This window comes from Rhizobium sp. AQ_MP (assembly GCF_014237835.1).
Classification (GTDB): Bacteria; Pseudomonadota; Alphaproteobacteria; order Rhizobiales; family Rhizobiaceae; genus Allorhizobium.
The window spans coordinates 45,021-71,787 of the sequence record NZ_JACJVI010000013.1; the positions used below are offsets into that span (position 1 = coordinate 45,021).

Genomic DNA, 26,767 nt, shown 5'->3' on the forward strand with positions numbered 1-26,767 from the left:
ATGAGGTGTCAGGCACCGCCGTCCAGCCGGGAGGATCAGGTATTGTCGGGGGTCTGGCCGAGCAGCTCTTCGGGGGTGAAGACCGGGAAGCAGTTCGGATAACCTGTCGTCGTGTAGAAGGTGTCCGGAAGGTTGGGGAAGTAGTCGACGCCTTCCTTCAGCTCTGCATTGTCCTTGTTCGGGATTGGCAGGAAGACCTTCTGCGGCAAGGCATTGCCTTCAAGCAGCGAGACCGCGGCTTCGAGCGCAACAGCCGACATGACCGGCGCCTGGGCAGCGGTGAGGCCCGGATACTTGCCTTCTGCGATCAGCTTGCGTGCACCGTTGCCAGCATCGCCACCAATCGGAACGACCGGGTGGCCGGCATTCTTCATGGCATTCAATGCGCCGATCGTGCCTTCCTGGACCATCACGCCATCGAAATTGCCATTTGTGGCGATCGCGTCTGCGGTGACCTTCTGCACGGTGCCGGCATCCCAGTTGCCAACCACCTGGACGACTTTGAGACCCGGATGCTTGTCGAGGACAGAGCGCATGCCGAGATGGTTGTCGCGGTCGGTCGCATTGCCCGGCAGGCCGGAGACTTCGAGCACGGTGCCCTCGACCTTGCCCTTGGCCCTCTCGATTTCGCGCACCACGGCTTCCGCCTTCATCGCGCCGAGCTCGAACTGGTTTTCATTCACTTGCACGATGGCATCGGTGTCGAGCACGTTGTCGAAGGGCACAAGCACGGTGCCGGCCTGTTCGGCGCGCTTGATGACGGAGGAAAACGCAGTCGGGTTTACGGCGATGAAGGTGATCGCGTCGTAACCGGCGGCGATGAAGTTATCGATCGCAGCGATCTGGGCGGCACTGTCATTGCCAACTGAAACGACGGTGAATTCAGCGAGCTTTGCCTTGTTTTCTTCGCGTGCAGCCCAGGCCTTGGCGCCCTGGATGGCGGTCACGCGCCAGTCATTGCCGGCAAAGCCGTTGACGAAGGCAACCTTGTAGGGACCTTCGCGCTTCTCATACTTGATGACCTTGGCATTGTCGGGCGCTGCAGAGAAGCATTCCGGACGATGGGTGTCTTGGGCGCTAACGGCCGATGTAAAACTGAAGGCGCAGAGCATCGCGGCCGACGCGGCAAGCGCGGCCTTGTTAAAGGTTCTCACGGTGAACTCCTCCCGAAGTGTATCTCCCAGAAAGCGCTAATCTCAGCGCTAACATAATTTTTTAAGCACATCCTCTAGCCACGATCAAGCGAATTATGTTAGCGCTGAGATAAAGTTTATGGCACGGTCCTGAAGGCGAGATCGCGTGTCGCCGTATTGGCCATCAGGGCAATGCGGCAGGGAAGGAGTTGAAACGAATGCAGCCGGAGACGCCGACGCTCGCTCATGTGGCTCAGCTGGCGAATGTCAGCGAGAACACCGTGTCGCGTGTCATCCGCAACAAGGGATCCATTGCCGAGCAAACCCGCAAGCGCGTGCTCGAGGCCATCGAGGCACTGGGCTACGTGCCCAATCGGGCGGCCGGCTCGCTTGCCTCCTCGGCCTCGCTGATCATTGGCGTGATCCTGCCCTCGCTTTCCAACATCGTTTTCCCCGAGGTGCTGCGCGGCATCCATGCGGGACTTGCCGACACGCCCTATCAGCCGATGATCGGCGTCACCGATTATGATCTCGGCAAGGAGCAGCAGCTCGTTTCCTCGCTTCTCGCCTGGCAGCCGACTGCCCTGATCACCACAGGCTTTGAACACACGGACGCGGCGCGCCGCATGCTAAAAAACAGTCGCATTCGCATCGCCGAACTCATGGACATCGACGATCAGCCGATCGATCTCGCAGTGGGCCTCTCCCATCGCCGGGCAGGGCGCGCGACGGCTGAGCATCTGGTGCGTCGCGGCTATAGCCGCATCGGTTATGTCGGCCACGATTGGACGGCCGACCGGCGCGCTCGCGCCCGCTATGACGGCCTCTGCGAAGCCCTGTCTGAAGCCGGCCTGTCGCTCGTCGTCGAGAAGCGCTATGACGGTCCAAGCTCGACGATTGCTGGTCGCGACACGCTGGCAGGTCTCTTGGCCGAGGGTGCTGCTGTCGATGCCGTGGTGTTCTCCAACGACGACATGGCGGTCGGTGGCTTCATGCATTGTCTGGGCGCCGGGATCCCGGTGCCCGAGCGGCTTGCGCTTTTCGGCTTCAACGGGCTGGAGATCGGCCAGGCGCTGCCGAAGCCTTTGTCGACGGTGCGCTCGAACCGCTTCAACATCGGCAAAACCGCCGTCGAGGCGCTTCTTGCGCAGCCAGAACGGCCGGGCGAGCCACAGATCATCGACACCGGATTTGCCATCATCGACGGCGCAACGGCCTGACCGCACGCCAATTCATCGGAGACTGCCATGCTTTTGGGCGCCATTGCCGACGACCTCACCGGAGCCAGCGATCTTGCGCTGATGCTGTCGCGGGAGGGCATGCGGACGATCCAGACGATCGGTGTTCCCAAGGGAGGCCTTGATCTCTCTGGAGTAGATGCGGTCGTGGTTGCGCTGAAGTCGCGCACCAATCCCGCAGCTGAAGCTGTCGCCATGTCGCTCGAGGCTCTCTCCTTCCTGCAGATGGCGGGTGCGACGCAGTTCCTGTTCAAATATTGCTCGACCTTCGATTCCAGTCCCGCCGGCAATATCGGCCCCGTGACCGAAGCCCTGATGCAGGCGCTCGGTACGGACCTGACTATCGTCTGCCCGGCGTTTCCGGCCAATGGTCGCACCATCTACAAGGGCCATCTCTTCGTCGGCGACCAGCTGCTGTCCGATAGCCCGATGCGCAACCATCCACTGACGCCGATGACCGACAGCTCGCTGGTGCGGCTGATGGCCGGGCAGTCCAAACTGAAGGTGGGGTTGGTGAACCACGCAACGGTAGGCGAGGGGGCTGCAGCCGTCTTGCAAGCCTTTGAAGCGGCGCGGGCCAGGGGCGAACAGGCGCTGGTCGTCGATGCGCTGACCGACGCCGATCTTCGGGCAATCGGCGAGGCCTCTGCCGGATTGAGCCTGATCACCGGCGGCTCGGGTATAGCGCTCGGCTTGCCCGAAAATTTCCGCCGCGCAGGGCTGCTGAAAGCGGCGGACGACGCGCGCGCCTTTTCAGCGCCGGCGGGCCGGTCGATGATCCTTGCTGGATCGTGCTCGGAAGCGACGCGCGGCCAGATCCGTCATGCGATCGAGGCGGGCGTACCCGCCTTGAAGCTGGATCCGATCGAGATCGCCGAGGGACGTTTCATGGTCGATGAGGCGGTCTCCTGGGCGCTGGCCCAATCGGCAAAGGCGCCGCTGATCTATTCGAGTGCCGAACCCGAAGAGGTGAAAGCGGCCCAAGCTGCCCTTGGTCGCGAGAGGGCCGGATCGCTCATCGAGCAATTCCTCGCCGAGACCGCGCTTGGCCTTGAAGCCGCCGGTGTAAGCCGCCTGATCGTCGCCGGTGGTGAGACCTCGGGTGCCGTGGTCGGCGCGCTCTCACCCGACGCACTGTTCATCGGTCCGGAAATCGATCCAGGTGTGCCCTGGACGCTGACGGTCGGGCAAAGGCAGCCGATGGCATTGGCGCTCAAGTCCGGCAATTTTGGTGCGCCCGATTTCTTCCTCAAAGCCTGGGACCTCCTGCCATGACATCCATTCACTCCGAAGAAACCCGCCTGCGCGACGAGATCGTCGAGGTCGGCAAATCACTTTTCGATCGCTGCTTTACCTTCGGCTCCACCGGCAATATCAGCGCGCGGCTCTCGACCGGCGAGATGCTGATGACGCCCACAAACGCTTCCATGGGGTCGCTCGATCCAGGCCGGCTTTCGAAGTTCACAGCCGAGGGCGTGCATGTCAGCGGCGACAAGCCGACCAAGGAAGCCTTCCTGCACCAATGCATGTATTGCGCGCGAGAAAGCTCGGGCGCCGTCGTGCACCTGCATTCCACCCATGCGGTCGCCGTCAGCATTCTCGACGGCCTTGATCCCGATGACGTGCTGCCCCCCCTGACGGCCTATTACGTCATGCGGGTTGGGCGCTTGCCGATGGCCCCTTACTTTCCGCCCGGGGACGCAGCGCTCGCCGAAGCCGTGCGCGAAAGGGCTGAGCATAGCCATGCGGTCCTTCTGGCCAATCACGGCCCGGTCGTTGCCGGCAAGACGCTTAAAGAGGCCCAGTATGCGATGGAGGAACTGGAAGAGACCGCCAAGCTATTCCTGATGCTGCGAGGTGAGCGTCTTAGGCCGCTGTCAACGCATCAGGCCGAAGCGCTACGTTCACCCTGAAGCTCGTGGTCTCTTACCCTTTGGGCAGGCATGATGCAGTTGGGTTAGCTCCTCCAAGTGGCTTGGACGATCCACCAATCTTGCGGAAATTTATCCCGACGGACTGTCCGCACCTACCCGTAAATTGATTGGCCCAGGGTTCCGTGCTGGCAGTGGTAACTAGATGCCGATTGACGTTTGCTCGACATGGCGGAACCCCGCAAGCAGGGTCTCAACATAACGTTGCAAAGGTGGCAACGAAACTACATATGTGCTAATGTGGGTCCGTGACTTCAGGAGTATGTGAGATGAGCCGCTTGACGATCGACATAACGGACAAACAACATCAAAGCCTCAAAGCGCTGGCCGCTCTGCAGGGGAAGACAATCAAGCAATACGCACTTGAGCGCCTGTTTCCTGGCGACTTCGAGGGAGAACGGGCTTGGGAAGAGTTGAAGACTTTGATGAATACGCGCATCAGTGAGGGGCTCGCCGGAAAACTGTCGACCAAAACCGTAGGTGAGATCCTTGACGAGGAGATTGCCGAAGGTCGCGCTTGACGGCTTACATCCTGACCGCAGAGGCAGAATCCGATCTTCGCTCGGTAATCCGTTACACACGGACACAATGGAGTGCCGCCCAAATACGTCACTACGTCTCGGCTTTGGAGCGAGGAATGGAGGACATTGCCGCGGGCAAAGTTCCCTTCAAGGATCTGAGCGCACTCTATCCGGCGCTGCGGATGGCGCGATGCCAGCACCACTACATCTTCTGTCTGCCTCGCGAACATGCTCCCGCTCTCATCGTAGCGATTCTTCACGAACGAATGGATCTCATGAGGCGTTTGGCTGATCGTCTCAACGAGTGAAGTTTTCACGACGTGAGGAATTGCTGCGCGCGTACTAGATAAGCCCTTGTCACCGAGCGATCAAAAAAGTGTCGCCAGTTCAGATCCTCTAAACAACCTAGCAAGTGCCGAGCCCACCGGGTGACGCTCGCCTAAACGCGGGTGCTCGATCAGCAATTCCGCCTTACGGCGAATAGTGGCGAAGTACCGCTCCGCGCTGCGCGGCTGCCCTTTCCGCATTTCAATGTAGATGCACTTAACGTCGGCGCGCGCCTTTGGGGTCCAAAAGAGCTTAACGGGCATGGGGAGTTGCAGCAGCTATTTCCTGGCGTGCTTCATCCAACACCGCATCAAAAACCGCCTCAACCGCAGGGCCACTACCCTTGCCTTCTTCCCACATCGCACGCAGCTTGGCGATATCTTCGCGCTTTTGCATCCATTTGGCCGCCCAGTCGCGCATGGCTTCGCGAACAACTTCGCTTCCGCTGGCATAAGCGCCACTGTTGACAGCGTCACGCAATAACTCGGCGTGCTGGGGTGTCATTGAAACGCTGACCTTTTCAACATTTGGCATAGGCGACCTCCAAAGGCACGTGGTAGCAATTTTTGCCACCAAGGGCCCAAAGTCGCAATATGGTTGACGGGTCTTCTAGGTGTACTGTTGCAGCTGCAAGGCATGACGGAGATGGATCGACGGGGATTGAAGTTCCATGCCGCAAGTTCGACTCCTAGACGTTGAGGCGCAATCCGACCAATCGCACGCCAAGCGCCTTTGAATTCGTCGCTTTCTGCGATCAGTGATAGGATTCAGGCGTGATGCGGACGGTCGCCGTATTTAGAGTTTCCATTTTGCCATCCATTCCCATCCAATTTTTACGATCTGTCAGTCGCGAGCTGGATGACTGGCCATTCCTCACCCGAGCGGATCCGGGGCAATTTCCTGAAGGCGCAGGCGTCCGTTCTGGATGGCGAAAACAGCGCGTTCGGTGACGAACAGTGCCTTGCGCTGTTCGCTTGATGCGAGCTTGCCTGAATAGGTGAGCTGTTGCAGATCGTTCTTGAACTTGCAGTGCTTGCCCTCGGTTACAATCTGCAAACTGCCTTCGGCGCAGGATGCTGCGCAAAGAAAACATACGGCCGCTGACCTCGGCACAGGCCGAGGCGCTTCGGCAAGCCTAACGCGGTGGCACCGGGCGGTACGGCGGTGTCTGCTGATCGTTAAACCATCCCCAGATCATCAAAGGATTGGTGCAGCGCTTGATCCGCCGGCGACAGTCGATCGCCCGCGAAGTTGTGCTGATGCCAGTAGGGATAGATGTAAGGCGGGCGGCTAACCAGGTTGAGGCGGGACAGTTCCTGGTCCGAAAGGGTGAGGTCGGTTGCAGCAATATTGTCGCGGAACTGGTTCTCGTTGAGGCCGCCGACAACGAGCGTCGAAATGGCCGGGCGCGACAGCGTCCAGGCAAGGCTGACCTGAGCGACGGACACGCCTCTCTCTGTTGCAATCTCTTCGAGCACATCGATGATGGTCCAGAGCCGCTCCTTGTCGCGGATCGGTGGCTCGCTCCAGCCTTGAGCCTGACGCGACTGCTCCGGTGCCTTGTTGCGCGCAAAGGCACCCGACAGAAGTCCGGCAGCAAGCGGGCTCCACACCATCACCCCAAGCCCCTGGTCGACCGAGAGCGGCAGGAGTTCATATTCTGCCTCTCGCGCCTCCAGCGTATAATGGATCTGCTGCGTGACGAAACGCGCCAGACCCTTGTTGTCCGAGATCTGCAGAGCCTTCATGATGTGCCAGCCCGAATAGTTCGAGCAGCCGATATAGCGGATCTTGCCCTGTTCGCGCAGCGTATGCAGGGCTTCGAGCGTCTCGTCGAGTGGCGTAAGCCCATCCCATTCATGCATGAAATAAATGTCGATATGGTCTCGCTTCAGTCGCTTGAGCGAGCGTTCGCATTCTCTGATGATGTGATATCGGGAGGCGCCTTCGTCATTGGGGCCGTCGCCGATCCTCATGCGGGCCTTTGACGAAATCAACACGTCGTTGCGTTTTGCGCCCAGCGCCTCACCAAGGATTTCCTCAGATCGCCCAAGCGAATACATGTTGGCCGTGTCAAACAGGTTGACCCCGAGATCGATACAGCTGTCGATCAGCCGGCGCGCTTCCTCAACGCCCTGGTTTGCCACCTTGGCGAATCCACCGACGCCGCCGAAGGAAAACGTGCCCATGGAAATGGCCGACACCTTGAGACCCGAACGGCCGAGCATTCTATACTGCATTTAATCCTCCTCCTCAGTCAGCCGACATGCGCGACAGGCGCAGCAAGCTGGCAATCTGGTCCATACCCAGTTCAGGGCTCGTCAGGTAAGGCCGATCGTGCTGTCCCGCCTGCAGGGCACGCGCCATGGACGCCTGAGCCAGAACAACGAGCTCAACTTCGGCTGAAAGTGCTGCATAGGCCTCCTGCACCAGAAGGTCATGGGTTTCCGGGTTTCCGCTCTTCAGCTGTGCAAAGGCCTCGTTGACAAGCTTTGAGACGAATTTGCATGGACGACCCATTCGCTTGGCGGTGCTTTCAAGAAGCCGGGTGGTCGGCTCGAGCGTGGTTGGCAAGGTCGCAAGAATGCCGATCGTCGATGCCTGACTGACGGCCCGTTCCGCCATGCCTCTGTCGATCCGAAAAAGCGGTGTTGCGCTCTTGGCAGCCAGAGCGTCGACGGCCTCTCCAAGTGTCGAGCACGTAACGATGATGGCGCTGCTGCCGTTTGCTCTCGCTGAATGCACATGGCTTGCGAGGCGGTCAGAAACGTCCTCAGCCACATGGCCATTGGCAATCACACTTGAGAGCAGGCTTTCGTCGAGGATCGAGGCAATGTGCCAGTTCGGCAGCCTTTCGGCTGCAAGCAGGGCAAAGACGGGCTCCAGTGACCCGACCGTATGGATGAAGGTCAGTTTGCGCGGCTGCGGCATCTGCGGCTTGGCCACTATCTGGTCCTTGGCTTGGCCACTCATGTCGCCAGTCATTGCGCTGGGATCTGCAGTTTTGCAGCACGCGTCTTGTTGCGCTGCACGAGCTTCTCGTGGCTTCCGCGCAAGACGAGGTCAGCGCCGACCAGGATTTTGACGGCCGGCTGGGGTTCGGTCGAATTGATCAGATCATCAAGAATGGTAACCGCCAGATAGCCGATCTTTCGTTTCGAGACCTCGATCGTTGTCAGGCCCGGATCCATTGTCGCACTTTGGGGCAGGTTGTCGAAGCCGATGATCGAGACATCATCCGGGATGGTCAGTCCATGCTCGCGCAAGGCGCGGATGAAGCCATAGGCGATGATGTCATTGGTGCAGAAATAACATTCGGCCAGGTCCAGGCCGTCGGCCAATAGCTGGCGGGTGTCGCTGTAAGCGCCGTCATAGGTCGATTCCACGGAGAGAATATCGGCCGCGTCCACCGAAAGTCCGAGCCGCGCCATATTCTTGAAAAAGGCATCGCGGCGAAGCCTGAAGTTCGTCGTTTCGACATGCGAGGCGACAAAGCCGATGCGCCTGAAGCCCTGCTGGTGAAAGCGCGACAGCACCTTGAAGACGGCGTCCTCATTGTTCATGTCGACGAAATTGGCGTCGATGACATCAAAGAACGTATCGATGAAAACAGTCGGATATCCAAGGCCCTGGATGAGACGGATGTCGGCCTCTGTTAATTCGGTGCCAAGGGCCACGACACCCGAAATCGGTGATCCGGCAAGCGATTCCGCAACAGAGCTGATTGGCTGGCCTTCGAAGCTCACCACTTCGAGCGTGTAGTTGCGCCTTGTCGCTTCCGCCGACATGCCGTCGATATAGTCTGAAATGAAGACGCTGTGGTCGCGATTGACGGTATGGCCGTGCTTGGCGATCTTGAGAAAGCGAAGCGTCTCGCCCGGCTCACTCGTCGATTTGCTGGCCCTTGGCACATAGTTCAGACTTGCCACGGCTTCGAGAACCTTGGCGCGCGTGACGCCTGAGATGTCACCCTTGCCGTTCAAGACGAGAGACACCGTTGCTGCAGAGACCCCGGCGGCCTCCGCGATGTCTCGGATCGTCAGGTTCTTGCCGTTCTTCATCGCTTTCCCGAATGCTGCGTCTGCGAAATAATTTAGTAAACAACGTGCTCGTTGAGCCGGATGTTTACGGCAAATGGGACAAATTCGCAATGAGGTTTGCAGGTGAAATAGGGCTTGTCACCGCGTTTCGGCTTTGCTAGCGTTTAGTGAAGTCGTAAAACGTTCACTAAACATGGGAGGAGACCATGCGGCGAACCGACGGCCAATTCGTGATGCTTGTCATCATGAACGCCCTGCTGCTTGTTGCTGGAGTGGTGATCTCTGGCGGCTCCTTTCTGTCGCTGTTCAATCTGCAATCCATGGCAGGTCAGGTGCCCGAAATCGGGCTTTTGGCCATCGGTGTCATGTTGGCCATGTGCGCCGGCAATGGCGGCATTGATCTCTCGGGCATCGCGCTTGCCAATCTCTCAGGCGTCGTCTCTGCGGTTTTGATGGTGTCGATTCTCGGGCCGGCGTCCGACCCCACCACATTCAGCCTGGGCTTCATGTTCGGCTGCCTCCTGGTCGGCTTTGCGGGCGGCCTCTTCAACGGGTTCCTGATTGCCCGCTTCCAGATCACGCCGATCCTGTGCACGCTTGGAACCCAGATGGCATTCATGGGCCTTGCCATCGTCGTCTCTCAAGGGCGTGCCGTGACGGTTGGCAGTCCGGCTCTCTTGTCGAGCCTTGGCAACGACATGCTGTTTGGCGTGCCGATCAGCTTCATCATCTTCATCGTCGTCGCAACCCTGATTGGCGCCGTGTTGAAGTTCACGCCCTTTGGTCTCTGGTTGATGCTGATGGGGACGAACCCCAAGGCTGCGACCTTTGCCGGCTTCCCGAAAAACGGCGTGATCCTTTCGACCTATGCCCTGTCGGGAACGCTGTCGGGTATCGCCGGCATCATCATCGCGGCCCGCAACGTCAACGTGAAGTTCGACTATGGCAGCTCCTATCTCTTGATCGCCATCCTGATTGCGGTGATGGCGGGTGTTCGCCCCGAAGGTGGCTATGGCCGCGTGGTTTGCGTGGTGTTGAGCGCGGTCGCCCTGCAGCTGATGTCGAGCCTTTTGAACTTCGGCGGCCTTTCCAACTTCGTCCGAGACTTCGCCTGGGGAGCTCTGCTGCTCACCTTCCTGGCTGTCGGTCGCTACGACGTGATGGGTTTCTTCGCCCCCATGCGTCGATCTGAAGATCCTTCGGCGTCTGTCCCTCAATCGCCGAAGTAACAAAGCGAGGGAAAATTTGTGGAGGAAAGCATGAACTCGTTTGTTAAAAAAATGATGCTCGGCACAGCACTTGCAGCCGTCTCGCTGGGAGGCTCGGTCGGCGTGCTCGTGGCCCAGGAAAAGCCGGTGATTGCAACGGTGGTCAAGATCAGCGGTATCCCGTGGTTCGATCGCATGAACACCGGCGTGGTTGCCTTCCAGGAAGCCAATGCTGATGTTGTTGCAAGCCAGAGCGGTCCGGCGACCGCCGACTCCGCCCAGCAGCTGCAGATCGTCAACGACCTCGTTGCCAAGGGTGTCAATGCGCTTGCCGTCGTTCCGATGGATCCGGCTGTGCTTGAAGGCACGCTGCAGCGCGCCATGGAACGTGGCATCGTTGTCGTTACCCATGAGGCCGACAACCAGATCAACACCAATGCCAATGTCGAAGCCTTCGACAACGCCGATTATGGTGCAGCCCTCAATGAGCGCCTTGCCGAATGCATGGGCAAGGAAGGCAAGTGGACGACATTCGTCGGTTCGCTTGGCAGCCGCACCCACATGCAGTGGGTCGGTGCGGGCGAAGAGAACGCCAAGAAGTATGCCGGCATGCAACTCGTTGACGCCAATAACGAGTCCTTCGACGATGCCAATGCGACCTATGAAAAGGCCAAGGAAATCCTGCGCAAGCATCCCGACATCAAGGGCTTCCAGACTTCTGCCGGCAATGACGTCCTCGGTGTTGGTCGTGCAATCGACGAAGCCGGTCTGAGCGGCAAGGTCTGCCTCGTCGGCACCGGCCTGCCGAACCCCTCGGCAGACCTGCTTGAGTCAGGCGCAATCACCGCGATCGGTTTCTGGGATCCGCAAAAGGCCGGCATGGCGATGAACACGATCGCCAAGCTCCTGCTTGAAAAGAAGGAGCTCACCGATGGCATGGATCTCGGTGTCCCCGGCTATGAAAAGGTGACCGTCAAGCAGGGCGCTGGCCAGGGCTTGCTGGTTGTCGGGAACGGCATGGTTCTCGCCGACAAGGCGACCTACAAGGACTTCCTGTTCTGATCCTTTGAGTGAGCCGTGACCGGGAGATGTTTCTCCCGGTCACACCGCCGCAGCGAAAACCCGCCTGCGGATAAATTGAGGATCCTGTTGCCGTGGTCGCAATGCATAAAAGCGTTGAGCAGCCAGAAGAGCTGCTCAGATTGAACAATGTCGAGAAGTGGTTTGGTGGCGTCCATGCGCTCAGGGGCATTAACCTGACGCTTGCCCGAGGCCAGGTCTATCACCTTTTGGGTGAAAACGGCTGCGGCAAGAGCACGGTCATCAAGATCATGTCCGGTGCGCACCCGCCGTCTTCTGGGGAGATCGTGCTCGAGGGCAAGAGGTATTCTGCTCTCACAGCGATCCAGTCGCTGGCAGCCGGGATTGAGACCGTCTATCAGGATCTGTCGCTTTTGCCCAATCTGACGGTCGCCGAAAATGTCGCCCTGACCGAGCAGCTCGTGTCGGCTGGCGGACGACTGGCGCGTCTTTTTAACCGCAGTCAGATGCGAGAGACAGCAGCCTGCGCGCTTGCAGCTGTTGGCCTGCCTACGGACCGCACCTTCCTGCAGGAAATCGTCTCGGATCTGCCGCTTGCCTCACGGCAGCTGGTGGCGATCGCTCGCGCGATTGCCACACGGGCAAAGCTCGTCATTATGGATGAGCCAACCACCTCTTTGACCAGGCGAGAGGTCGATAACCTGATTGACGTCGTCGAGCGCTTGCGGCTTGAGGGCGTGACCGTGCTCTTCGTCACCCACAAGCTCGAGGAATGCTACCGCATCGGCGGCAACGCCATCGTTTTTCGCGACGGGAAATGCGTGGCGCAAGGTCCAATCGCAAGCTTTACCAAGGATGACCTGTCTGAACTGATGACCGGGCGGCAGATCACCGCCACCCGCTATCGTGAGGGACGCCCCGACGGCGAAATCTTCTTTAAGGTCGACGGTCTGCACACCGACAATGTCGAAGGCGTGTCGCTTGCGCTTCGCCGCGGAGAGATCCTCGGCATCACCGGTCTTGCCGATTCCGGTCGAAACGAACTTGCCATGGCACTGGCCGGTGTCATGCCGATCGGGCGTGGGAAAATGCTGATCGACGAGGCGAAGGTCAGACTGACTTCTCCCGCAGACGCCATCAGACACGGGATCGGCTATGTCCCGGAAGATCGTTTGGCAGAAGGTCTGTTTCTTGACAAATCCATTCTCGACAACGAGATCGCCTTGATCCTTCGGGATCTGACCAATGGGATCGGCGTGATTGATCGCGATCGGGCGAGGGGACTTGCCGATGATCTCTCGGCACAGATGCGCCTCAATACGAAGAATATCGACTTGCCGGTTGGCTCGCTGTCTGGCGGAAACCAGCAGCGCGTCCTGATCGGTCGCTGGCTGAGCATTCTGCCAAAGCTCCTCATCCTGCATGGTCCGACCGTCGGTGTCGATGTCGGCTCAAAGGACACGATCTACAAGGTGATCCAATCCCTGTCGCAATCCGGCATGGGGCTGATCATCGTCAGTGACGATCTGCCGGAACTCTTGCAAAACGCCGACCGGATCATGGTCATGAATGGCGGCCAGATCGTTTCAGAATTCGAAGCAGACAAGGCGTCTGAAGACGATCTCTACCGGGCAATGCTTGGCAGTGAAAAGGGGGCTGCACAATGAACACGACCAAGGTAGACACGGCCCCTTCTTCAACACATGCGCGCTCTTTCAGTCTGGGAGATCTGATACGGCGACGGCCCGAGACGATCACCTTTGCCCTTCTCGTGACCATCTGTGTTGCCGTTTCGATTGCCAATCCGGCCTTTCTTCAGCCGTCGACCCTGATCGATATCGGCCGTGCAAGCGTCGTCATGGGACTGTTTGCGCTCGGCGTCTTCGTCATCCTGGCAGCTGGCGGCATCGATGTCTCGTTTACCGCGATTGCCGCCTTCACCATGTATTCGGTGACCCTTCTGGTGCAGACCTATCTGCCAGGACTGCCGATCATTGTCATCATTCTGATTGCGATGGCAGGCGGTGTCCTGCTGGGCGTGATCAACGGCCTTCTCGTTCATCACCTGCGGGTGCCATCGCTGATCGTGACGATCGGCACGCAGTATCTGTTTCGCGGGTTTCTTCTGTCTTTCATTGGCACGGTCTGGATCATGTCGCTGCCGCCGCAAATGGGGGCCTTCGGGCGAATGCCGCTTCTGCAGTTCGAGACCGCCAATGGCGCCCTCGTCACCTTGCCCTTCTATTTCCTCGTGCTTCCGCTCGCCGCCATCCTGACCTGGTGGATCCTGAACCGGACGCTTATGGGGCGGGCAATCTTTGCCGTAGGCGGCAATGCCAATATTGCCGAGCGTCTGGGCTACAGCCTGCGCACGGTGCATCTGTTTCTATTCGGCTATGCCGGCGCTTTGGCCGGCCTTGCAGGGATCATTCATGTCTGCGCCAACCGGCAGGCAAACCCGTTTGATCTGGTCGGCACGGAAATCAACGTGATTGCAGCCGTCGTCCTGGGCGGCGCCCGCATCACGGGCGGAACCGGCACGGTTCTCGGCACCATTCTCGGCGTTCTCCTGGTCGTCGTCATCAACAGCGTCCTGGTTCTCGTCGGCATCCCAAGCACCTGGCAGCGACTGGTGGTCGGCAGCTTCATCCTGCTTGCAGCTGCCTTCTTCGTCACGCGTCAGCGCAAAAAGTAACAGTGGAGGATAAAGTGAAGAAGTTTCTCAACGATCCGGTCAATTTCGTCGACGAGATGCTCGAGGGCATCTATGCGGCGCATCCGATGGTCACCTATGTGAATGACGATCTGCGTTGCCTGGTGACGGCAAAGCCAAAGGCGGGCAAGGTCGGCCTCACCACGGGCGGGGGCTCCGGTCACCTGCCGACATTCTTAGGCTTTGTCGGCGACGGCATGCTCGACGGTGCAGCCGTTGGCGGTGTCTTCCAGTCTCCCAGTGCCGAGCAGATGTATCAGGTGACCAAGGCCGTCGATCAGGGCGCCGGTGTCCTTTACATCTATGGCAATTACTCAGGCGATATCATCAATTTCGACATGGCCGCCGAACTCGCTGATCTCGATGGCATTGCCGTCAAGCAGGTTGTCGGCAACGATGACGTGGCCTCCTCGATTGTTGGAGAAGAGCACAAGCGCCGCGGTGTGGCGGGCATCTTCTTCATCTACAAGGCGGCCGGTGCTGCTGCCGCCGAAGGTCTGTCGCTCGACGAGGTCGCACGAATTGCCGACAAGGCACGGATGAAGTCCCGGACCATGGGTGTTGCTCTATCCAGCTGCGTCGTGCCCGAAATCGGTCATGCCACGTTTTCGATCGGCGAAGACGAAATGGAAATCGGCATGGGGATCCATGGCGAGCCCGGCATTAGCCGCAAGAAGCTTGCTGCAGCAGACGCCGTTGTCGACGAGATGATGGAGCGCATCTTCAACGAGACTGATTACAAGTCAGGCGATGATGTTGCTGTTTTGATTAACGGTCTGGGTGGTACGCCGCTCGAAGAACTTTACATCCTTTTCCGCCGGGTCCGTCAGCTTCTCGATGCGCGCGGCGTGAACCTCAAGCACGTCTGGATTGGAGAGTTTGCAACCTCGATGGAGATGGCAGGCGCCTCGATTTCGATCCTTCATCTTGATGAAGAGCTCGACCGTATGATGGCTGCACCCGCCAACACGCCCTTCTTCAAGCACGTCACGGGATAAGATCATGAGCCTCGAAAAACTGGATGCGGGTCATCTGATCGGGCTGTTTCAGAGCTGGCAGCAGCTTTTTGCTGAACAGCGCGAGTTTCTGATCGCACTCGACGGCAAGGTTGGTGACAGCGACCTTGGTATCACCATGGCCAAATCTTTTGCAGCGGCGGCCGACGCCGTCGCTGCTGAAGGCGAAGAAGCCGGCTTGTCCAAGCTGCTTCGCACAGCCGGTGCGACGATGGCGCGGACGGCTCCCTCAACCATGGGGACGCTGACGGCGACCGGTTTCCTAAGGGCGAGCAAGGCGGTCGAAGGACTGGACGCAATCGATACGCAAGCGCTTGCTCGGTTCTGGCGTGCCTATACCGATGGCATTGCTGAACGCGGCAAGGCAAAGGTCGGTGACAAGACCCTGCTCGATGTGCTCGATCCCATGACGAAGGCGCTTGAAGCTTCAGCTGCACGGCGCGACAACCTGACTATGGCATTGTCTTCTGCTGAGACCGTGGCCGAAGAAGCACTGGAAGCGACGAAGTCGATGGTCGCTCAACACGGAAAGGCGGCGGCATTCCAGGAAAAGACCGTGGGACTGCAAGACGCTGGCGCGACCGTCGGATTCTTCCTGATCAGGCGCATGAGCCAGTTTGCGGCGAACCACTGACATTGCGTGACCGGCCTCAGGATTGAACGGAATGACCGAAATCTATGTCATCGGGGTTGATGTGGGCACGGCAAGCGCGCGTGCGGGTCTCTTTGACCTCAAGGGCCGCATGTTGTCGGCTGCCAAGCGCGATATAACGCTCTATCGCGAGGGCGGTTCGATCGTCGAACAGTCGAGCAGCGAGATATGGGACGCCATCTGTGCGATCATCCGTGAGGTCGTGCAGGGAGCGGGCGTGTCGCCCGAGCAGGTCATTGGCCTCGGCTTCGACGCGACCTGCTCTCTGGTCGTCATGGGTGAAGGAGGGCGACCGCTTGGCCTTGGTGGCGGGGACCCTTTTCGCGACATCATTGTCTGGATGGATCATCGCGCGGTCACGCAGGCCGAGCGGATCAATGCGATCGGCCATGATGTGCTGCGTTATGTCGGTGGACGGATTTCCCCTGAGATGCAGACCCCGAAGCTGCTCTGGCTGAAGGAAAACTGCCCTCAGATTTTTGGAAAAGCCTGGCAGTTTTTCGATCTTGCTGATTTCCTCACCTGGAAGGCGACGGGCGACCTTTCGCGCTCGACCTGTACCGTCACCTGCAAATGGACCTATCTTGCTCATGAGGCCCGCTGGGACGAGAGCTATTTCCACTCCATTGGACTTGGCGAATTGGCGGATGAGGGTTTCGTCCGGATCGGGACACAGATGGTCGAGCCTGGGACCCGGCTTGGGGCAGGGCTTAACGCAGAGGCGGCATCTGCCATGGGCCTGGTAACCGGGACTGCTGTTGCAGCTGGCATGATTGATGCCCATGCCGGTGGCATCGGGACGGTCGGCATCGGCGACAACCCCATGGACAATCTGGCCTATGTCTTCGGGACGTCTTCCTGCACCATGACCTCGACGAACGAGCCGGTCTTTGTACCGGGTGTCTGGGGACCCTATTATTCGGCCATGGTGCCGGGTCTGTGGCTGAATGAAGGTGGCCAGAGTGCCGCAGGCGCTGCAATCGACCAGCTCTTGGTCTTTCATCCGGCAGCAGCAGAGGCGAGTGAGAGGGCGCAAGCGTCAGGTAAATCGCTTCCAGCTTTTCTGGCCGAGATCGCGACAGCGCAGGTCGAGACGCTGTCCGAGACAGTTTTGGTAGCGGGTGGCTTGCATGTCGTGCCTGAGTTTCTCGGCAATCGAGCACCTTTTGCCGATCCCCATGCGCGGGCCGTGATTGCAGGACTTGGCATGGAGCGTGATCTTGCCAGTCTGGTCGCGCTCTACATAGCCGGTCTGTGCGGCATTGGCTACGGGCTTCGCCAGATCATCGAGACGCAGGCCAGGCATGGCGCCGGCGTCAAACGCGTGGTGATCAGTGGTGGAGCCGGATCAAGCCCACTGGTGCGCCAGTTGCTGGCGGATGCCTGCGGCTTGGCTGTCGTCGCCCCTCTTGCCGATGAGCCGGTCCTGCTCGGCTCGGCCATCTTAGGCAGCGTGGCAGGTGGCGCTTTTCCTGATGTGAAAGGGGCAATGCAGGCACTATCCGCTTCGGCTTCGGTCTTTGAGCCGTGTCAAGGAGAGCTCATTGCCCTTCACCAACGCCGCTTTGATGCCTTCCTCAAATTACAGGATATCGGGCGGGCGATTTAAGCGCCGGGCATGCTGGCGGACGTGGTTTCCACAGCTCTTCGGCGGTCGGATTTAATCTCGTCACCTCCTGTCAAAGTCACACTGTGACGCCTTGCGCCAGGTATTCAAGCCAGTGCAGCGGCGAGTGTCGTTGGGCCAGATCGGAGGCGAACAAAGGGCCAGTTGCCGCACCAGCGCGCCTTCAAAGAGCTCAAGCCTTTGGGTTTGCGCCAGCATCAGCGTTACTGGACGTTTCTGGACGTCTCTTTTGGCGGCCGGCTCTGCTCAGCCAGAGCATGGGATCGCACCCCTACGACCAGTTCCTGCAGTCCTCTATGGGCCGCCATTGCCATCGTCAGCTGTGACTCGCTGCGCTTGTCCTCACGAAACATATTGAGGATTGCAGATGCCGCAATCTCGACCTCGTCGCAGTCTGCTTGCAGTCCGTGGAGCAATCTCCAGTCTTCGAGAACCTTGCCTAGCGTCTCAAACTCTTTCGGACCAAACGTCGGGGCCGTCGTATCGGCGATTGACAAGCGAGACGACAAAATCTAGATCGAAATAGCAAAACCTGTCTGACAGGTTTTGTATTTTTGGGAGAGTTTGTCTTTTGGTAGGTGTTGAAGTGGGAAGCGATGGTCGGGTAGATGGCGTCATCGGTGCGCTCACGTCCTATATTCGGGACCACGAGCTCGGCCCGGGAGACAGCCTGCCGAGCGAACTGGCGCTGTCGAAGGAACTGAGCGTCTCTCGTACGGTCATTCGGGAAGCATTTCGGTCACTGGCGGCCATGAGACTGCTCGACCTGCATGTGGGCAAGCGCGCGCGGGTGGCGGAGCTTGACCACGGCGCCATGTCACTGATGATCGAGCATGGCCTGGGGACCGAGCAGATCAGCGTCCATCAGATCTATGATGTCAGGCGCACGATCGAGATGCGGACGGCCAGTCTTGCTGCCCTCAGACGCTCAGAAGAAGAAGCGCGCATTCTCATTGACCATGCAAAGGCGATGGAGACGCAGTTTCATTCGCCTGAGACGGTGATGGAACACGATCTCGCCTTCCACCTTGGCATTGCCAGAGCATCGAAGAACCCGATTTTTTTGCTGATCCTTGGCGCGTTTCAGGCTGTCTCGCGACAGACCTGGCCGATCGGATGGCGCAGTCGCTCGTCGGATGAAGACCGGCATTCCATGAACGCGCTTCACCTCGCGATCGCAAAAGCCATCAATGCCGGCGACCCACAGGAGGCGAGCCAGCTGATGGCAAAACATTTCGATGAAAGCGCCAAGGCGCTCCTTGCCGCCGGTATTGCTTGAGGAAGAACTTTCATGAAAATCACGAAACTGGAAACCGTGCGCATCGCGGAGCGGCAAAATCTCCTCTGGATCCTGGTTCATACGGATGAAGGCATCACCGGGCTTGGAGAAACCTTCTTCGGGGCAGAGACCGTGGAGGCCTATATCCACGAATACATCGCCCCTCGGGTAATCGGCCGCGATCCGCTTCAGATTGATCTTCTGGCCGCCGACCTGGTCGGCTATCTCGGTTTCCGCTCGTCTGGTGCAGAAGTGCGCGGCAATTCCGCCTTTGACATCGCCTTGTGGGACATCTTCGGCAAGGCGACCGGTCAGCCGATCGCGCAATTGCTGGGCGGCTTCAGCCGACGTGAAATCCGCACCTATAATACCTGTGCCGGCACCGAATACATCAAGAAGGCGACGGGGCAGACAACGGCGAATTACGATCTGTCGACATCGGCGGGAAGGGATTATGATGACCTGAACGGTTTTCTTCTTCGAGCCGACGAGCTTGCCCATTCACTCCTGGAAGACGGCATCACGGCGATGAAGATCTGGCCTTTCGATCTCGCCGCAGAGAAAAGCCGTGGCCAATACATCTCCATGCCGGACCTGAAACGCGCGCTCGAGCCCTTCGAGAAGATCCGCTCGGCCGTCGGCGACAAAATGGACATCATGGTCGAGTTCCACTCCATGTGGCAACTTTTACCCGCCATGCAGATTGCCAAGGCGCTGACACCCTACCAGACCTTCTGGCACGAAGACCCCATCAAGATGGACAGCCTGTCCAGCCTCACGCGCTACGCCGCGGTCTCTCCGGCTCCCATCTCGGCCTCCGAGACGCTCGGTTCACGTTTTGCATTCCGGGATTTGCTCGAAACGGGAGCCGCCGGTGTCGTGATGCTCGACATCAGCTGGTGTGGTGGGATTTCCGAGGCGAGGAAAATCGCTGCCATGGCCGAAGCCTGGCATTTGCCTGTGGCACCCCATGACTGCACGGGCCCGGTGGTGCTTTGCGCATCAACGCATCTATCGCTCAACGCCCCCAATGCCCTCGTCCAGGAAAGCGTCAGGGCCTTCTACAAGACTTGGTACCGCGATCTGGTGACGGCGCTTCCCGAAGTGAAGAACGGCATGATCACGGTGCCTCCTGGGCCTGGTCTCGGGATGGAACTCAATCCGGATCTGGAGCGGGTGTTTACCGTGTTGCGCCGTACGTCTGATGCCTCGAGCGTCTGAAGATGACGCTATTGTGTAGAGCCGCCGCACCCTAATTCTGCCGCAGCTCACGCGAGTGTGTGGGATTGGGGTCGAAACACGCCTGCAAGGCATTGGCGGGGGTTTGCTCGAATTCTCGATCAGCACAAGGCAAAGGGCTATCAGAGCTTGGTAAAGCGCGAGGTGCGGGCGGCCACGCTTCGGCTGGGGCGTCGGTGGTCCGTTTTCGAGGTCGGAGGTAGAAACCCCGCCCGCGCGCCTATCAACGCCTTTTCGTGGCTCCGCCACAACACCAAGAAATAGCCAGTCAATCGTGTGCCATGGATGGAGCTTGGGGTCTGAGCCCTGAGCTCAAGAGCCGCAATTTGCTCTCGATAAACGCTGATTGAGGGCGAAAGGTTCGTGACAGTGGTCCAATTCCGCTCAATAGCTGTGAGCAGGCAGACGATCGGCTTGAGCTTTTGAGGGCATAATTCAAACGCCGCCCGAATCTCCTCGGGCGGCGTTTTTCGTGTCGATCGCTAAGACTAGACCGCCAGCTCGCGCCGCTCGACTTCCGTCAGCATGGCGAGATCGAGGATCTTCTGCAGATTTGCGGCATGCCGGAAGCTCGGCTCCTGGCCATAACCGGAGCGGATCGCCGTGATGAACTTCTCATAGTTCGTCTCGACCGGATCGACCTCGATCTCGCGCCAGACGGCCTTTTCGACATCTTCCTGCAGACAGGCACGAAGACTTGAGCCGTCGAGCCGATGGATGACCTCGAGCGCGCCCTTGTCGCCATGGACACGAAGCCGCAACTCGTTGAGGTGACCTGTCGCCCAGCGGCTGGCGTGAACCACGCCCATCGCGCCGTTGGTGAATTCGGCCGTCATGGTGAAGCTGTCATTCGCATCGAGGTCGTATTCCCCGATCCTGTTGCCCGGCGCCTTGTCGAAGGTTTTCAGCCGCGCAAAGACGTGATCGATGTCGGTCGCCGCACCATAGCCGGCAAAGTCGAGAATATGGATGCCGACATCGCCGAGCACGCCGTTCGAGCCGTGTTTGGTGGACAAGCGCCAGAGCCATTGGCTCTCGGTCGACCAATCGCCCCAAGCCTTGGAGACGAGCCAGCTCTGCAGATAGGAGGCCTCGATGTGACGAACCTTGCCGATCTCGCCACCGATAACCATTTGCCGGGCCTTCTGCACCTGCGCCACGTTGCGATAGGTGAGGTTGACCATGTTGACGAGGCCGGAGGTTTCCGCAGCCGTCGCCATCTCGTCGGCCTTGGCATAGTTCTCGGCCAGCGGCTTCTCGCACATCACATGCTTGCCGGCAGCGAGCAGCTTGAGCGTTGTCGGATGGTGCACCCGGTCCGGCGTGACATTGGTGACAGCATCGAACTCACCCCAGGCGATCGCCTCGTCGAGCGAGGTAAACGTGTTGGGGATATTGTGCCGCGCGGCAAAGGCGCGCACCGTCGCCATGTCGAGGTCAACAGCCGCGACGAGGTGCACATCGGTGATGGTGGAGAAGTTCATGGCATGGGTATTGGCCATGCCGCCGGTGCCAAGGATCAAAAGGCGTATGGGGGCAGTGCTCATTTGTAGCCTTCCTCACCGGCCTGGTGCAGGCGCGGGCCACGTTCCGTGATCGGCTCCAGCGCCTGCTCGACCGGAACATTCGGCGCGTCATGCACGGCCGAATAGCGCGGCATCGGATTGTAGGCCCATTTCACCCCGTTGCGAAGCACCTGCTGAACGGTCGCGTCGTGATAGGTCGGATAGGTCTCGTGACCCGGCCGGAAATAGAAGATATTGCCTGCACCGCGTCGCCAGGTGAGGCCCGAGCGGAAGATCTCGCCGCCGGCGAACCAGGAGATGAAGACCGTTTCAAGCGGCTCCGGCACGGAGAAAAACTCGCCATACATCTCTTCATTTTCCAGCACGAAGTTTTCCGGGATACCAGCGGCGATGGGGTGGCCCGGATTGACCGTCCAGATCCGCTCGCGCTCACCCGCCTCGCGCCATTTGAGAGCACAGGGCGTGCCCATCAGGCGCTTGAAGGGCTTGGCAAAATGGCCAGAATGCAGGACGAGAAGGCCCATGCCTTCCCAGACACGACTTGCGACCCGTTCGACGATCTCGTCGGAGACCTCGCCATGCGCCTTGTGGCCCCACCAGACGAGCACATCGGTGTCGGCCAGCCGGGCTTCTGAAAGGCCATGCTCCGGCTCCTGCAGGGTTGCCGTCGTCGCTTCGATTTCACTGTCAGTGTTCAGAGCCGCGGCAATCGTCGCATGCATGCCGTCGGGATAAATCCCGCGGACGATGTCATTTTCGCGCTCGTGAATGTTTTCACCCCAGACAACCGTTCTGATCGTCATCTGAATTCTCCTTGGTTAGCGCCCCGCCATGGGGCGCCGCATGTCATGATGACGCTCAAGCGGCGCCTTTCATCAGGCCGCGGCCGATGGCGCGGCCATCGCGGTCGAAACGGTGTAGTTGATGATTGTCGGGGCTGACGCTGACGGTCTCACCGGGACGAAGGGTGGCCGTCCCCTCCTGCCGGACGACGAGTGGCTCGCCGCCGCCGATGTCCACATAAACATAGCTGTCCGAACCCAGCATTTCGGAATGCACGACCGAGCCCTGCCAGCGCCCCTCGGTCTCGATGGTGAGGTGCTCCGCACGGATGCCGATCGTATGGGCCCCATGCGGCTCGGAAAAGCGGCCATACAGAAAGTTCATCTTTGGCGATCCTATGAACCCCGCGACGAAGAGCGAGTTCGGGCTCTCGTAGAGTTCGAGCGGGGTTCCGATCTGCTCCACCACGCCGTCGCGAAGAACGCAGATCCGGTCTGCAAGCGTCATGGCTTCTACCTGGTCATGCGTCACATAGATCATTGTGGTGTTGTGCATGCTGCGATGAAGCTTGGCGATTTCGAGTCGGGTCGCCACACGGAGCGCGGCATCGAGGTTGGAGAGAGGTTCATCAAAGAGAAACACGCGAGGGTCGCGGACGATCGCGCGACCGATCGCCACACGTTGCCGCTGACCGCCCGACAATTGCCGCGGCAACCGTTCGAGATAGGGTGTAAGCTGCAACATCTCAGCCGCCTCGCGTACCCGCCGATCGCGCTCCGCCTTGTCCTGGCCGGCAAGTTTCATGCCGAAGGCCATGTTGTCAAAGACGCTCATATGCGGATAGAGCGCATAGGACTGAAAGACCATCGCGATGCCCCGTTTGGCGGGCGCCAGCTGGTTCATGACCTCGCCGTCAAAGGCGAGCGTACCGGCAGTGATATCTTCTAGACCGGAAATCAGCCTCAGCAGCGTGGACTTTCCGCAACCGGACGGACCGACAAAGACCATGAATTCGCCAGAGCGGATTTCCATATCGACACCCTTGATGACCTCGAGGGCACCGAAGGATTTGCGCACATCGGTCAGTTTTATATGGGCCATGGGTTTTCCTCCTATCCCTTGACGCCGCCGGCGGTCAGGCCGGAGATGATCCGCCGCTGGAAGATCAGGACGAGCACGACCAGCGGAATGGTGACGATGACCGAGGCGGCCATGATGCTGCCCCAGGGGATTTCGAACTGCGTATCGCCGGAGAGCAAAGCAATGGCGACCGGCACGGTCCGCTGGCTGTTGGACGAGGTGAAGGTGAGCGCGAACAGGAATTCGTTCCAGGCCGCGATGAAGGCGAGCAGTCCCGTCGTGACAAGCGCTGGCCACATCAACGGCATGAACACCTGTGTCACGATCACCCAGGACGACGCACCATCAACAATTGCCGCCTCCTCGATCTCGATCGGCAGATCCCGCATGAAGGTGGTCAGCACCCAGACGGTGAACGGCAGTGTGAAGATCATGTAGGAAAAGATCAGCGCAAACGGCGTGTTGAATATGCCGACGAAGCGGATGAGCTCGAACAGCCCGGCAAGAACTGCGATTTGCGGAAACATCGAGACGCTGAGGATGGTGAGAAGCAGGAGCCCCCTGCCGCGGAACCGGACCCGCGCCAGCGCATAGGACGCAGTGACGGCCAAGAGCAGAGAGATGGCCACCACGATACTGGCAATCATGACGGAGTTGCCGAGATTGCGCAGGAAGCTGCCGCGCGACAGCACGCCTTCGTAATTCGAGAAGGTCACCACCTTCGGCCAATAGCTGATGTCGAACAGCGAGCTTCCTGGCTTCAGGCTGGTGATGATGGCGTAGTAGAACGGGAAGACCGCAACCACCACAATGACGGCAACAAGTGCGTAGAACAAGCCTTGTTTGAGGATCGTCGGCATCAGCGGTCACCTCCCGAAAGGTTCACTCGCCCAAAGACGATGTAGAGGACAGTGATCGAGGCGATGATCAGGAACAGCATGGTCGACGCGGCCGCCCCGTAGGCGAACTTGTCGAATTCGAACAGGTTTTCACGCGCCATGACCGACATGGTCTTGGTCTGCGAATTGTTCGGTGTCAGCACGTAGATCAGGTCGAAGATCCGTAGCGCATCGAGCATGCGGAAGATCACCGCAACCATCAGAGCCGGACGAATGAGCGGCAGGGTGATCCGCCAGAACACCTTGATCGGATGCACGCCGTCGATCTTCGCCGCCTCGTAGATATCCTGAGGCACCATCTGCAGACCCGCGAGGATGAGAAGTGCCATGAACGGCGTCGTCTTCCAGACGTCGACGATCAGGACGGCGACCATTGCGGTATCGGGATTCGCCGTCCAGGCGATCTTCTGGCTGATCAGCCCGAGATTGAGAAATATGTCGTTGAGTATGCCGAACTGGTCATTCAGCATCCAGGCCCACATCTTCGCCGAGACGATCGTCGGGATGGCCCAGGGTATGAGAATTGCCGCGCGCACGATGCCCCGCCCGCGAAAATTGGCGTTAAGCACCAACGCAACGACGAGGCCGAGCACCGTCTCGATCGAGACCGAGATGAGGGTGAAGCGCAGCGTATTCCACACAGCTCCCCACCAGGCAGGATCGACGAGCAGTCCGCGCCAGACGGTGCGGCCACTCTGCAGCGTGATCCAGGTGAGATAGTTGGAGAAACCTATGAATTCGGCACCGTCGAGATTGTTGAGGGTGGCGTTTGTAAAACTGAAATAGATCGTGCGAACGAGCGGCCATCCGGCCACCATGGCGAGCACGAGAAGGGTCGGGGCGAGAAAAATCCAGGCAGATCGGGTGCGCTGGGCACTGAGATCGGAGCCTGATGCCACTTTTTCCGCCGGCGGTCGCGCCGCCCTTTGCAGGCTGACATCGGTCATGGGCTATCCTCCATGCAGTTGGTGAAAGCCGGGCGGCGCAAGGTCCACCCGGCCGCTTCATCACCAGCCATTGCCCATGAGTTCGTTGAGCTCGATCTCGAGGAGTTCGAGGTTTTCGGCCGCGCTGCCCGTGCCGGAGAGGGTATTGTGAACGGCACCCCAGAAGCGCGAGGACACTTCGTTGTACTTCACCTTGGTGACGGCCGAGGGACGCGGCACTGCATCTTGGAAGATCGGCTTCCATTGCGGCATGAAGGGCTGGGCCTTGGCGACATCGGGATCGTCATAAAGCGCTTGCAGGGTCGGCAGATTCGACAGCTCGATCGCGCGGCGCTTCTGCACCTCGGGCGAACTCAGGAACTTGACGAGCTCGATCGATGCCTCCTGCTCATCGGAATACTTGGAGACCGCCAGGTTCCAACCTCCAAGGGTCGAAGACGGCTTGTCGCCGGCCGCAGCAACCGGAAGGGTCGTCACATCGAACTTGCCTTTGACCGCGCTGTCGTCACCATTTCCGAGCGCATAGGCATAGGGCCAGTTGCGCATGAAGACAGCATTGCCCGTCTGCCAGACACCGCGCGCCTCCTCTTCCTGATAGGCCAGCACGCCCGGCGGCGAAATGGTGCCGATCCAGGTCTTGGCCTGCTCGAGTGCTAAGATCGCTTTCTCGTTGTTCACGGAAATGGTGCCATCAGGTTCGACGATCTGTCCGCCCCCGGAGGACTTGATCCATTCCAGCGCATTGCAGGTCAGCCCCTCATAGGCATTGCCCTGGAAGACAAAGCCCCACATGTCACCCTGCCCGCCTTCACGTTCCTTGGCCTGGATCTCCTCGGCCACCTGCGCCAGGTCCTCCCAGGTCTTCGGCAACTCCTTGCCGTGCTTTTCGAGAAGATCCTTGCGGTAGTAAAGCGCCGGCGCATCCGTGAACATCGGCATGGCAACAAGGCGCCCATCCACGGTTTGCGACTGGATGATCGATGGGAAGAACTGGTCGATGACGTCGCTCGCGGCATCCTTCAGATCGACGAATTGCTCGGCCAATTGCGGGGCCCAGATGACATCAGTCTGATAGACATCGACATCCTTGTTGCCGGCGGCGAGCCAAAGACGATACTGGGCAAACTGCTCGGAACTCGAAGGCGGCATCGTGACGAGCGACACCTTGTGCCCGGTTTTTTCTTCGAATTCTGCGAACACGGCGCGCAGGAAATCGAGATTCTTGCCGGTCGAGTTGGCCGCAACGGCGATCTCGGCAGCGTGCGCCGCGCCACCAAGCGCGGTGGCGGCAAGGAATACGGCAGTCAAAAGCTTCTTCATCGATATCTCCTCCCAAAGAACAACCAATCCGTTTGTTCTCTCAACAATTTGAAAGCGGTTTGGCTGGCGAAAGTTTGCAAAGATTCCGATGCGTGTCAAACAAGATTCTTATAGAAGTGAATGGTGTCAGACCAAGCTATTGTAATATATGTATATAAGTTCGGTGACGCGTTGATTCTATCAACCCTAGGCGCTCAACGGCGCCCTACATCCGGTGATCGTTATACGCGAAAATCAAAATCGGTTT

Annotated in this window: 27 protein-coding genes; 14 read left to right on the forward strand and 13 right to left on the reverse strand. The window is 59.2% G+C overall.

Annotation, left to right across the window (positions count from 1 at the left end; all coding sequences use genetic code 11):
* Nucleotides 1–35: 35 nt before the first annotated feature.
* The gene (locus tag H6M51_RS17765) at nt 36–1,154 is read right to left on the reverse strand and encodes a sugar ABC transporter substrate-binding protein (protein WP_185811160.1); all 1,119 of its coding nucleotides are present in this window, start codon (nt 1,152–1,154) and stop codon (nt 36–38) included.
* Nucleotides 1,155–1,342: 188 nt separating this feature from the next.
* Between H6M51_RS17765 and H6M51_RS17770 the strand changes: the two genes are divergently transcribed.
* The 5 genes from H6M51_RS17770 (at nt 1,343) to H6M51_RS17790 (ending at nt 5,131) form a co-directional block, all read left to right on the forward strand.
* Nucleotides 1,343–2,353, forward strand: coding sequence for a LacI family DNA-binding transcriptional regulator (locus tag H6M51_RS17770; protein ID WP_407073594.1), 1,011 nt, complete (start codon nt 1,343–1,345; stop codon nt 2,351–2,353).
* A gap of 27 nt (nt 2,354–2,380) precedes the next feature.
* Nucleotides 2,381–3,646, forward strand: a complete 1,266-nt coding sequence (gene otnK / locus H6M51_RS17775; protein ID WP_185811162.1) for a 3-oxo-tetronate kinase — start codon at nt 2,381–2,383, stop codon at nt 3,644–3,646.
* A complete protein-coding gene (gene otnC, locus H6M51_RS17780) occupies nt 3,643–4,284 on the forward strand; it encodes a 3-oxo-tetronate 4-phosphate decarboxylase (RefSeq protein ID WP_185811163.1) in 642 nt (213 codons plus the stop codon). The genes otnK and otnC overlap by 4 nt, the downstream gene beginning before the upstream one ends.
* 287 nt (nt 4,285–4,571) lie before the next feature.
* Entirely contained in the window at nt 4,572–4,823 is a 252-nt protein-coding gene (locus H6M51_RS17785; protein ID WP_185811164.1) for an antitoxin, read from the forward strand.
* Nucleotides 4,820–5,131 carry a type II toxin-antitoxin system RelE/ParE family toxin gene (locus tag H6M51_RS17790; protein ID WP_185811165.1) on the forward strand — a complete coding sequence of 104 codons (312 nt, stop codon included), beginning with the start codon at nt 4,820–4,822 and terminating at the stop codon, nt 5,129–5,131. The genes H6M51_RS17785 and H6M51_RS17790 overlap by 4 nt, the downstream gene beginning before the upstream one ends.
* Before the next feature lie 60 nt (nt 5,132–5,191).
* Here the strand turns inward: H6M51_RS17790 and H6M51_RS17795 are convergent, their stop codons facing one another.
* The 6 genes from H6M51_RS17795 to H6M51_RS17820 all read right to left on the reverse strand — a co-directional run bounded on the left by H6M51_RS17795 (nt 5,192) and on the right by H6M51_RS17820 (nt 9,211).
* Nucleotides 5,192–5,413, reverse strand: coding sequence for a type II toxin-antitoxin system RelE/ParE family toxin (locus H6M51_RS17795; RefSeq protein WP_185811166.1), 222 nt, complete (start codon nt 5,411–5,413; stop codon nt 5,192–5,194).
* Nucleotides 5,403–5,684 carry a type II toxin-antitoxin system ParD family antitoxin gene (locus H6M51_RS17800; RefSeq protein ID WP_185811167.1) on the reverse strand — a complete coding sequence of 94 codons (282 nt, stop codon included), beginning with the start codon at nt 5,682–5,684 and terminating at the stop codon, nt 5,403–5,405. The genes H6M51_RS17795 and H6M51_RS17800 overlap by 11 nt, the downstream gene beginning before the upstream one ends.
* Nucleotides 5,685–6,023: 339 nt before the next feature.
* Nucleotides 6,024–6,206 (reverse strand): hypothetical protein, encoded by a 183-nt coding sequence (locus tag H6M51_RS17805; protein ID WP_185811168.1) that lies wholly within the window; start codon nt 6,204–6,206, stop codon nt 6,024–6,026.
* 122 nt (nt 6,207–6,328) lie between these two features.
* Complete coding sequence (locus tag H6M51_RS17810) at nt 6,329–7,390, reverse strand: aldo/keto reductase (protein WP_185811169.1); 1,062 nt, start codon at nt 7,388–7,390, stop codon at nt 6,329–6,331.
* Between the two features lie 13 nt (nt 7,391–7,403).
* Nucleotides 7,404–8,123, reverse strand: a complete 720-nt coding sequence (locus tag H6M51_RS17815) for an aspartate/glutamate racemase family protein (RefSeq protein ID WP_246780560.1) — start codon at nt 8,121–8,123, stop codon at nt 7,404–7,406.
* A gap of 8 nt (nt 8,124–8,131) precedes the next feature.
* Complete coding sequence (locus H6M51_RS17820) at nt 8,132–9,211, reverse strand: LacI family DNA-binding transcriptional regulator (RefSeq protein WP_185811170.1); 1,080 nt, start codon at nt 9,209–9,211, stop codon at nt 8,132–8,134.
* 185 nt (nt 9,212–9,396) lie between these two features.
* On the opposite strand from H6M51_RS17820, the gene H6M51_RS17825 reads away from it, so the two are divergent.
* The 9 genes from H6M51_RS17825 to H6M51_RS17865 all read left to right on the forward strand — a co-directional run bounded on the left by H6M51_RS17825 (nt 9,397) and on the right by H6M51_RS17865 (nt 19,947).
* Nucleotides 9,397–10,419 (forward strand): ABC transporter permease, encoded by a 1,023-nt coding sequence (locus H6M51_RS17825; RefSeq protein ID WP_185811171.1) that lies wholly within the window; start codon nt 9,397–9,399, stop codon nt 10,417–10,419.
* A gap of 30 nt (nt 10,420–10,449) precedes the next feature.
* Nucleotides 10,450–11,460, forward strand: a complete 1,011-nt coding sequence (locus H6M51_RS17830; RefSeq protein ID WP_113376111.1) for a substrate-binding domain-containing protein — start codon at nt 10,450–10,452, stop codon at nt 11,458–11,460.
* A gap of 101 nt (nt 11,461–11,561) precedes the next feature.
* The gene (locus H6M51_RS17835) at nt 11,562–13,106 is read left to right on the forward strand and encodes a sugar ABC transporter ATP-binding protein (protein ID WP_185811172.1); all 1,545 of its coding nucleotides are present in this window, start codon (nt 11,562–11,564) and stop codon (nt 13,104–13,106) included.
* Nucleotides 13,103–14,134, forward strand: a complete 1,032-nt coding sequence (locus H6M51_RS17840) for an ABC transporter permease (protein ID WP_185811173.1) — start codon at nt 13,103–13,105, stop codon at nt 14,132–14,134. Before H6M51_RS17835 ends, H6M51_RS17840 begins: the two co-directional genes overlap by 4 nt.
* Nucleotides 14,135–14,148: 14 nt before the next feature.
* Entirely contained in the window at nt 14,149–15,150 is a 1,002-nt protein-coding gene (locus tag H6M51_RS17845) for a dihydroxyacetone kinase subunit DhaK (RefSeq protein WP_185811174.1), read from the forward strand.
* A 4-nt stretch (nt 15,151–15,154) separates the two neighbouring features.
* Complete coding sequence (locus H6M51_RS17850; RefSeq protein ID WP_185811175.1) at nt 15,155–15,802, forward strand: dihydroxyacetone kinase family protein; 648 nt, start codon at nt 15,155–15,157, stop codon at nt 15,800–15,802.
* Between the two features lie 31 nt (nt 15,803–15,833).
* On the forward strand, nt 15,834–17,429 hold the full coding sequence (locus H6M51_RS17855; protein WP_185811176.1) for an FGGY-family carbohydrate kinase: 1,596 nt from the start codon (nt 15,834–15,836) through the stop codon (nt 17,427–17,429).
* A gap of 589 nt (nt 17,430–18,018) precedes the next feature.
* On the forward strand, nt 18,019–18,726 hold the full coding sequence (locus tag H6M51_RS17860) for a FadR/GntR family transcriptional regulator (protein ID WP_185811177.1): 708 nt from the start codon (nt 18,019–18,021) through the stop codon (nt 18,724–18,726).
* Nucleotides 18,727–18,738: 12 nt separating this feature from the next.
* Complete coding sequence (locus H6M51_RS17865; RefSeq protein WP_185811178.1) at nt 18,739–19,947, forward strand: mandelate racemase/muconate lactonizing enzyme family protein; 1,209 nt, start codon at nt 18,739–18,741, stop codon at nt 19,945–19,947.
* A 506-nt stretch (nt 19,948–20,453) separates the two neighbouring features.
* On the opposite strand, the gene H6M51_RS17870 is transcribed toward H6M51_RS17865, so the two are convergent.
* From H6M51_RS17870 to H6M51_RS17895, 6 genes are read right to left on the reverse strand one after another with little or no spacing between them, the layout of a single operon-like run.
* Complete coding sequence (locus H6M51_RS17870) at nt 20,454–21,512, reverse strand: Gfo/Idh/MocA family protein (protein WP_185811179.1); 1,059 nt, start codon at nt 21,510–21,512, stop codon at nt 20,454–20,456.
* On the reverse strand, nt 21,509–22,294 hold the full coding sequence (locus H6M51_RS17875) for a ThuA domain-containing protein (protein WP_185811180.1): 786 nt from the start codon (nt 22,292–22,294) through the stop codon (nt 21,509–21,511). The genes H6M51_RS17870 and H6M51_RS17875 overlap by 4 nt, the downstream gene beginning before the upstream one ends.
* 55 nt (nt 22,295–22,349) lie before the next feature.
* Nucleotides 22,350–23,375: an ABC transporter ATP-binding protein gene (locus tag H6M51_RS17880; protein WP_185811181.1), complete on the reverse strand. Its 1,026-nt coding sequence runs from the start codon at nt 23,373–23,375 to the stop codon at nt 22,350–22,352.
* Nucleotides 23,376–23,386: 11 nt separating this feature from the next.
* Entirely contained in the window at nt 23,387–24,214 is an 828-nt protein-coding gene (locus tag H6M51_RS17885) for a carbohydrate ABC transporter permease (protein WP_185811182.1), read from the reverse strand.
* The gene (locus tag H6M51_RS17890; RefSeq protein ID WP_185811183.1) at nt 24,214–25,200 is read right to left on the reverse strand and encodes a carbohydrate ABC transporter permease; all 987 of its coding nucleotides are present in this window, start codon (nt 25,198–25,200) and stop codon (nt 24,214–24,216) included. Before H6M51_RS17890 ends, H6M51_RS17885 begins: the two co-directional genes overlap by 1 nt.
* A 60-nt stretch (nt 25,201–25,260) precedes the next feature.
* Nucleotides 25,261–26,520 (reverse strand): ABC transporter substrate-binding protein, encoded by a 1,260-nt coding sequence (locus H6M51_RS17895; protein ID WP_185811184.1) that lies wholly within the window; start codon nt 26,518–26,520, stop codon nt 25,261–25,263.
* Nucleotides 26,521–26,767 lie beyond the last annotated feature (247 nt).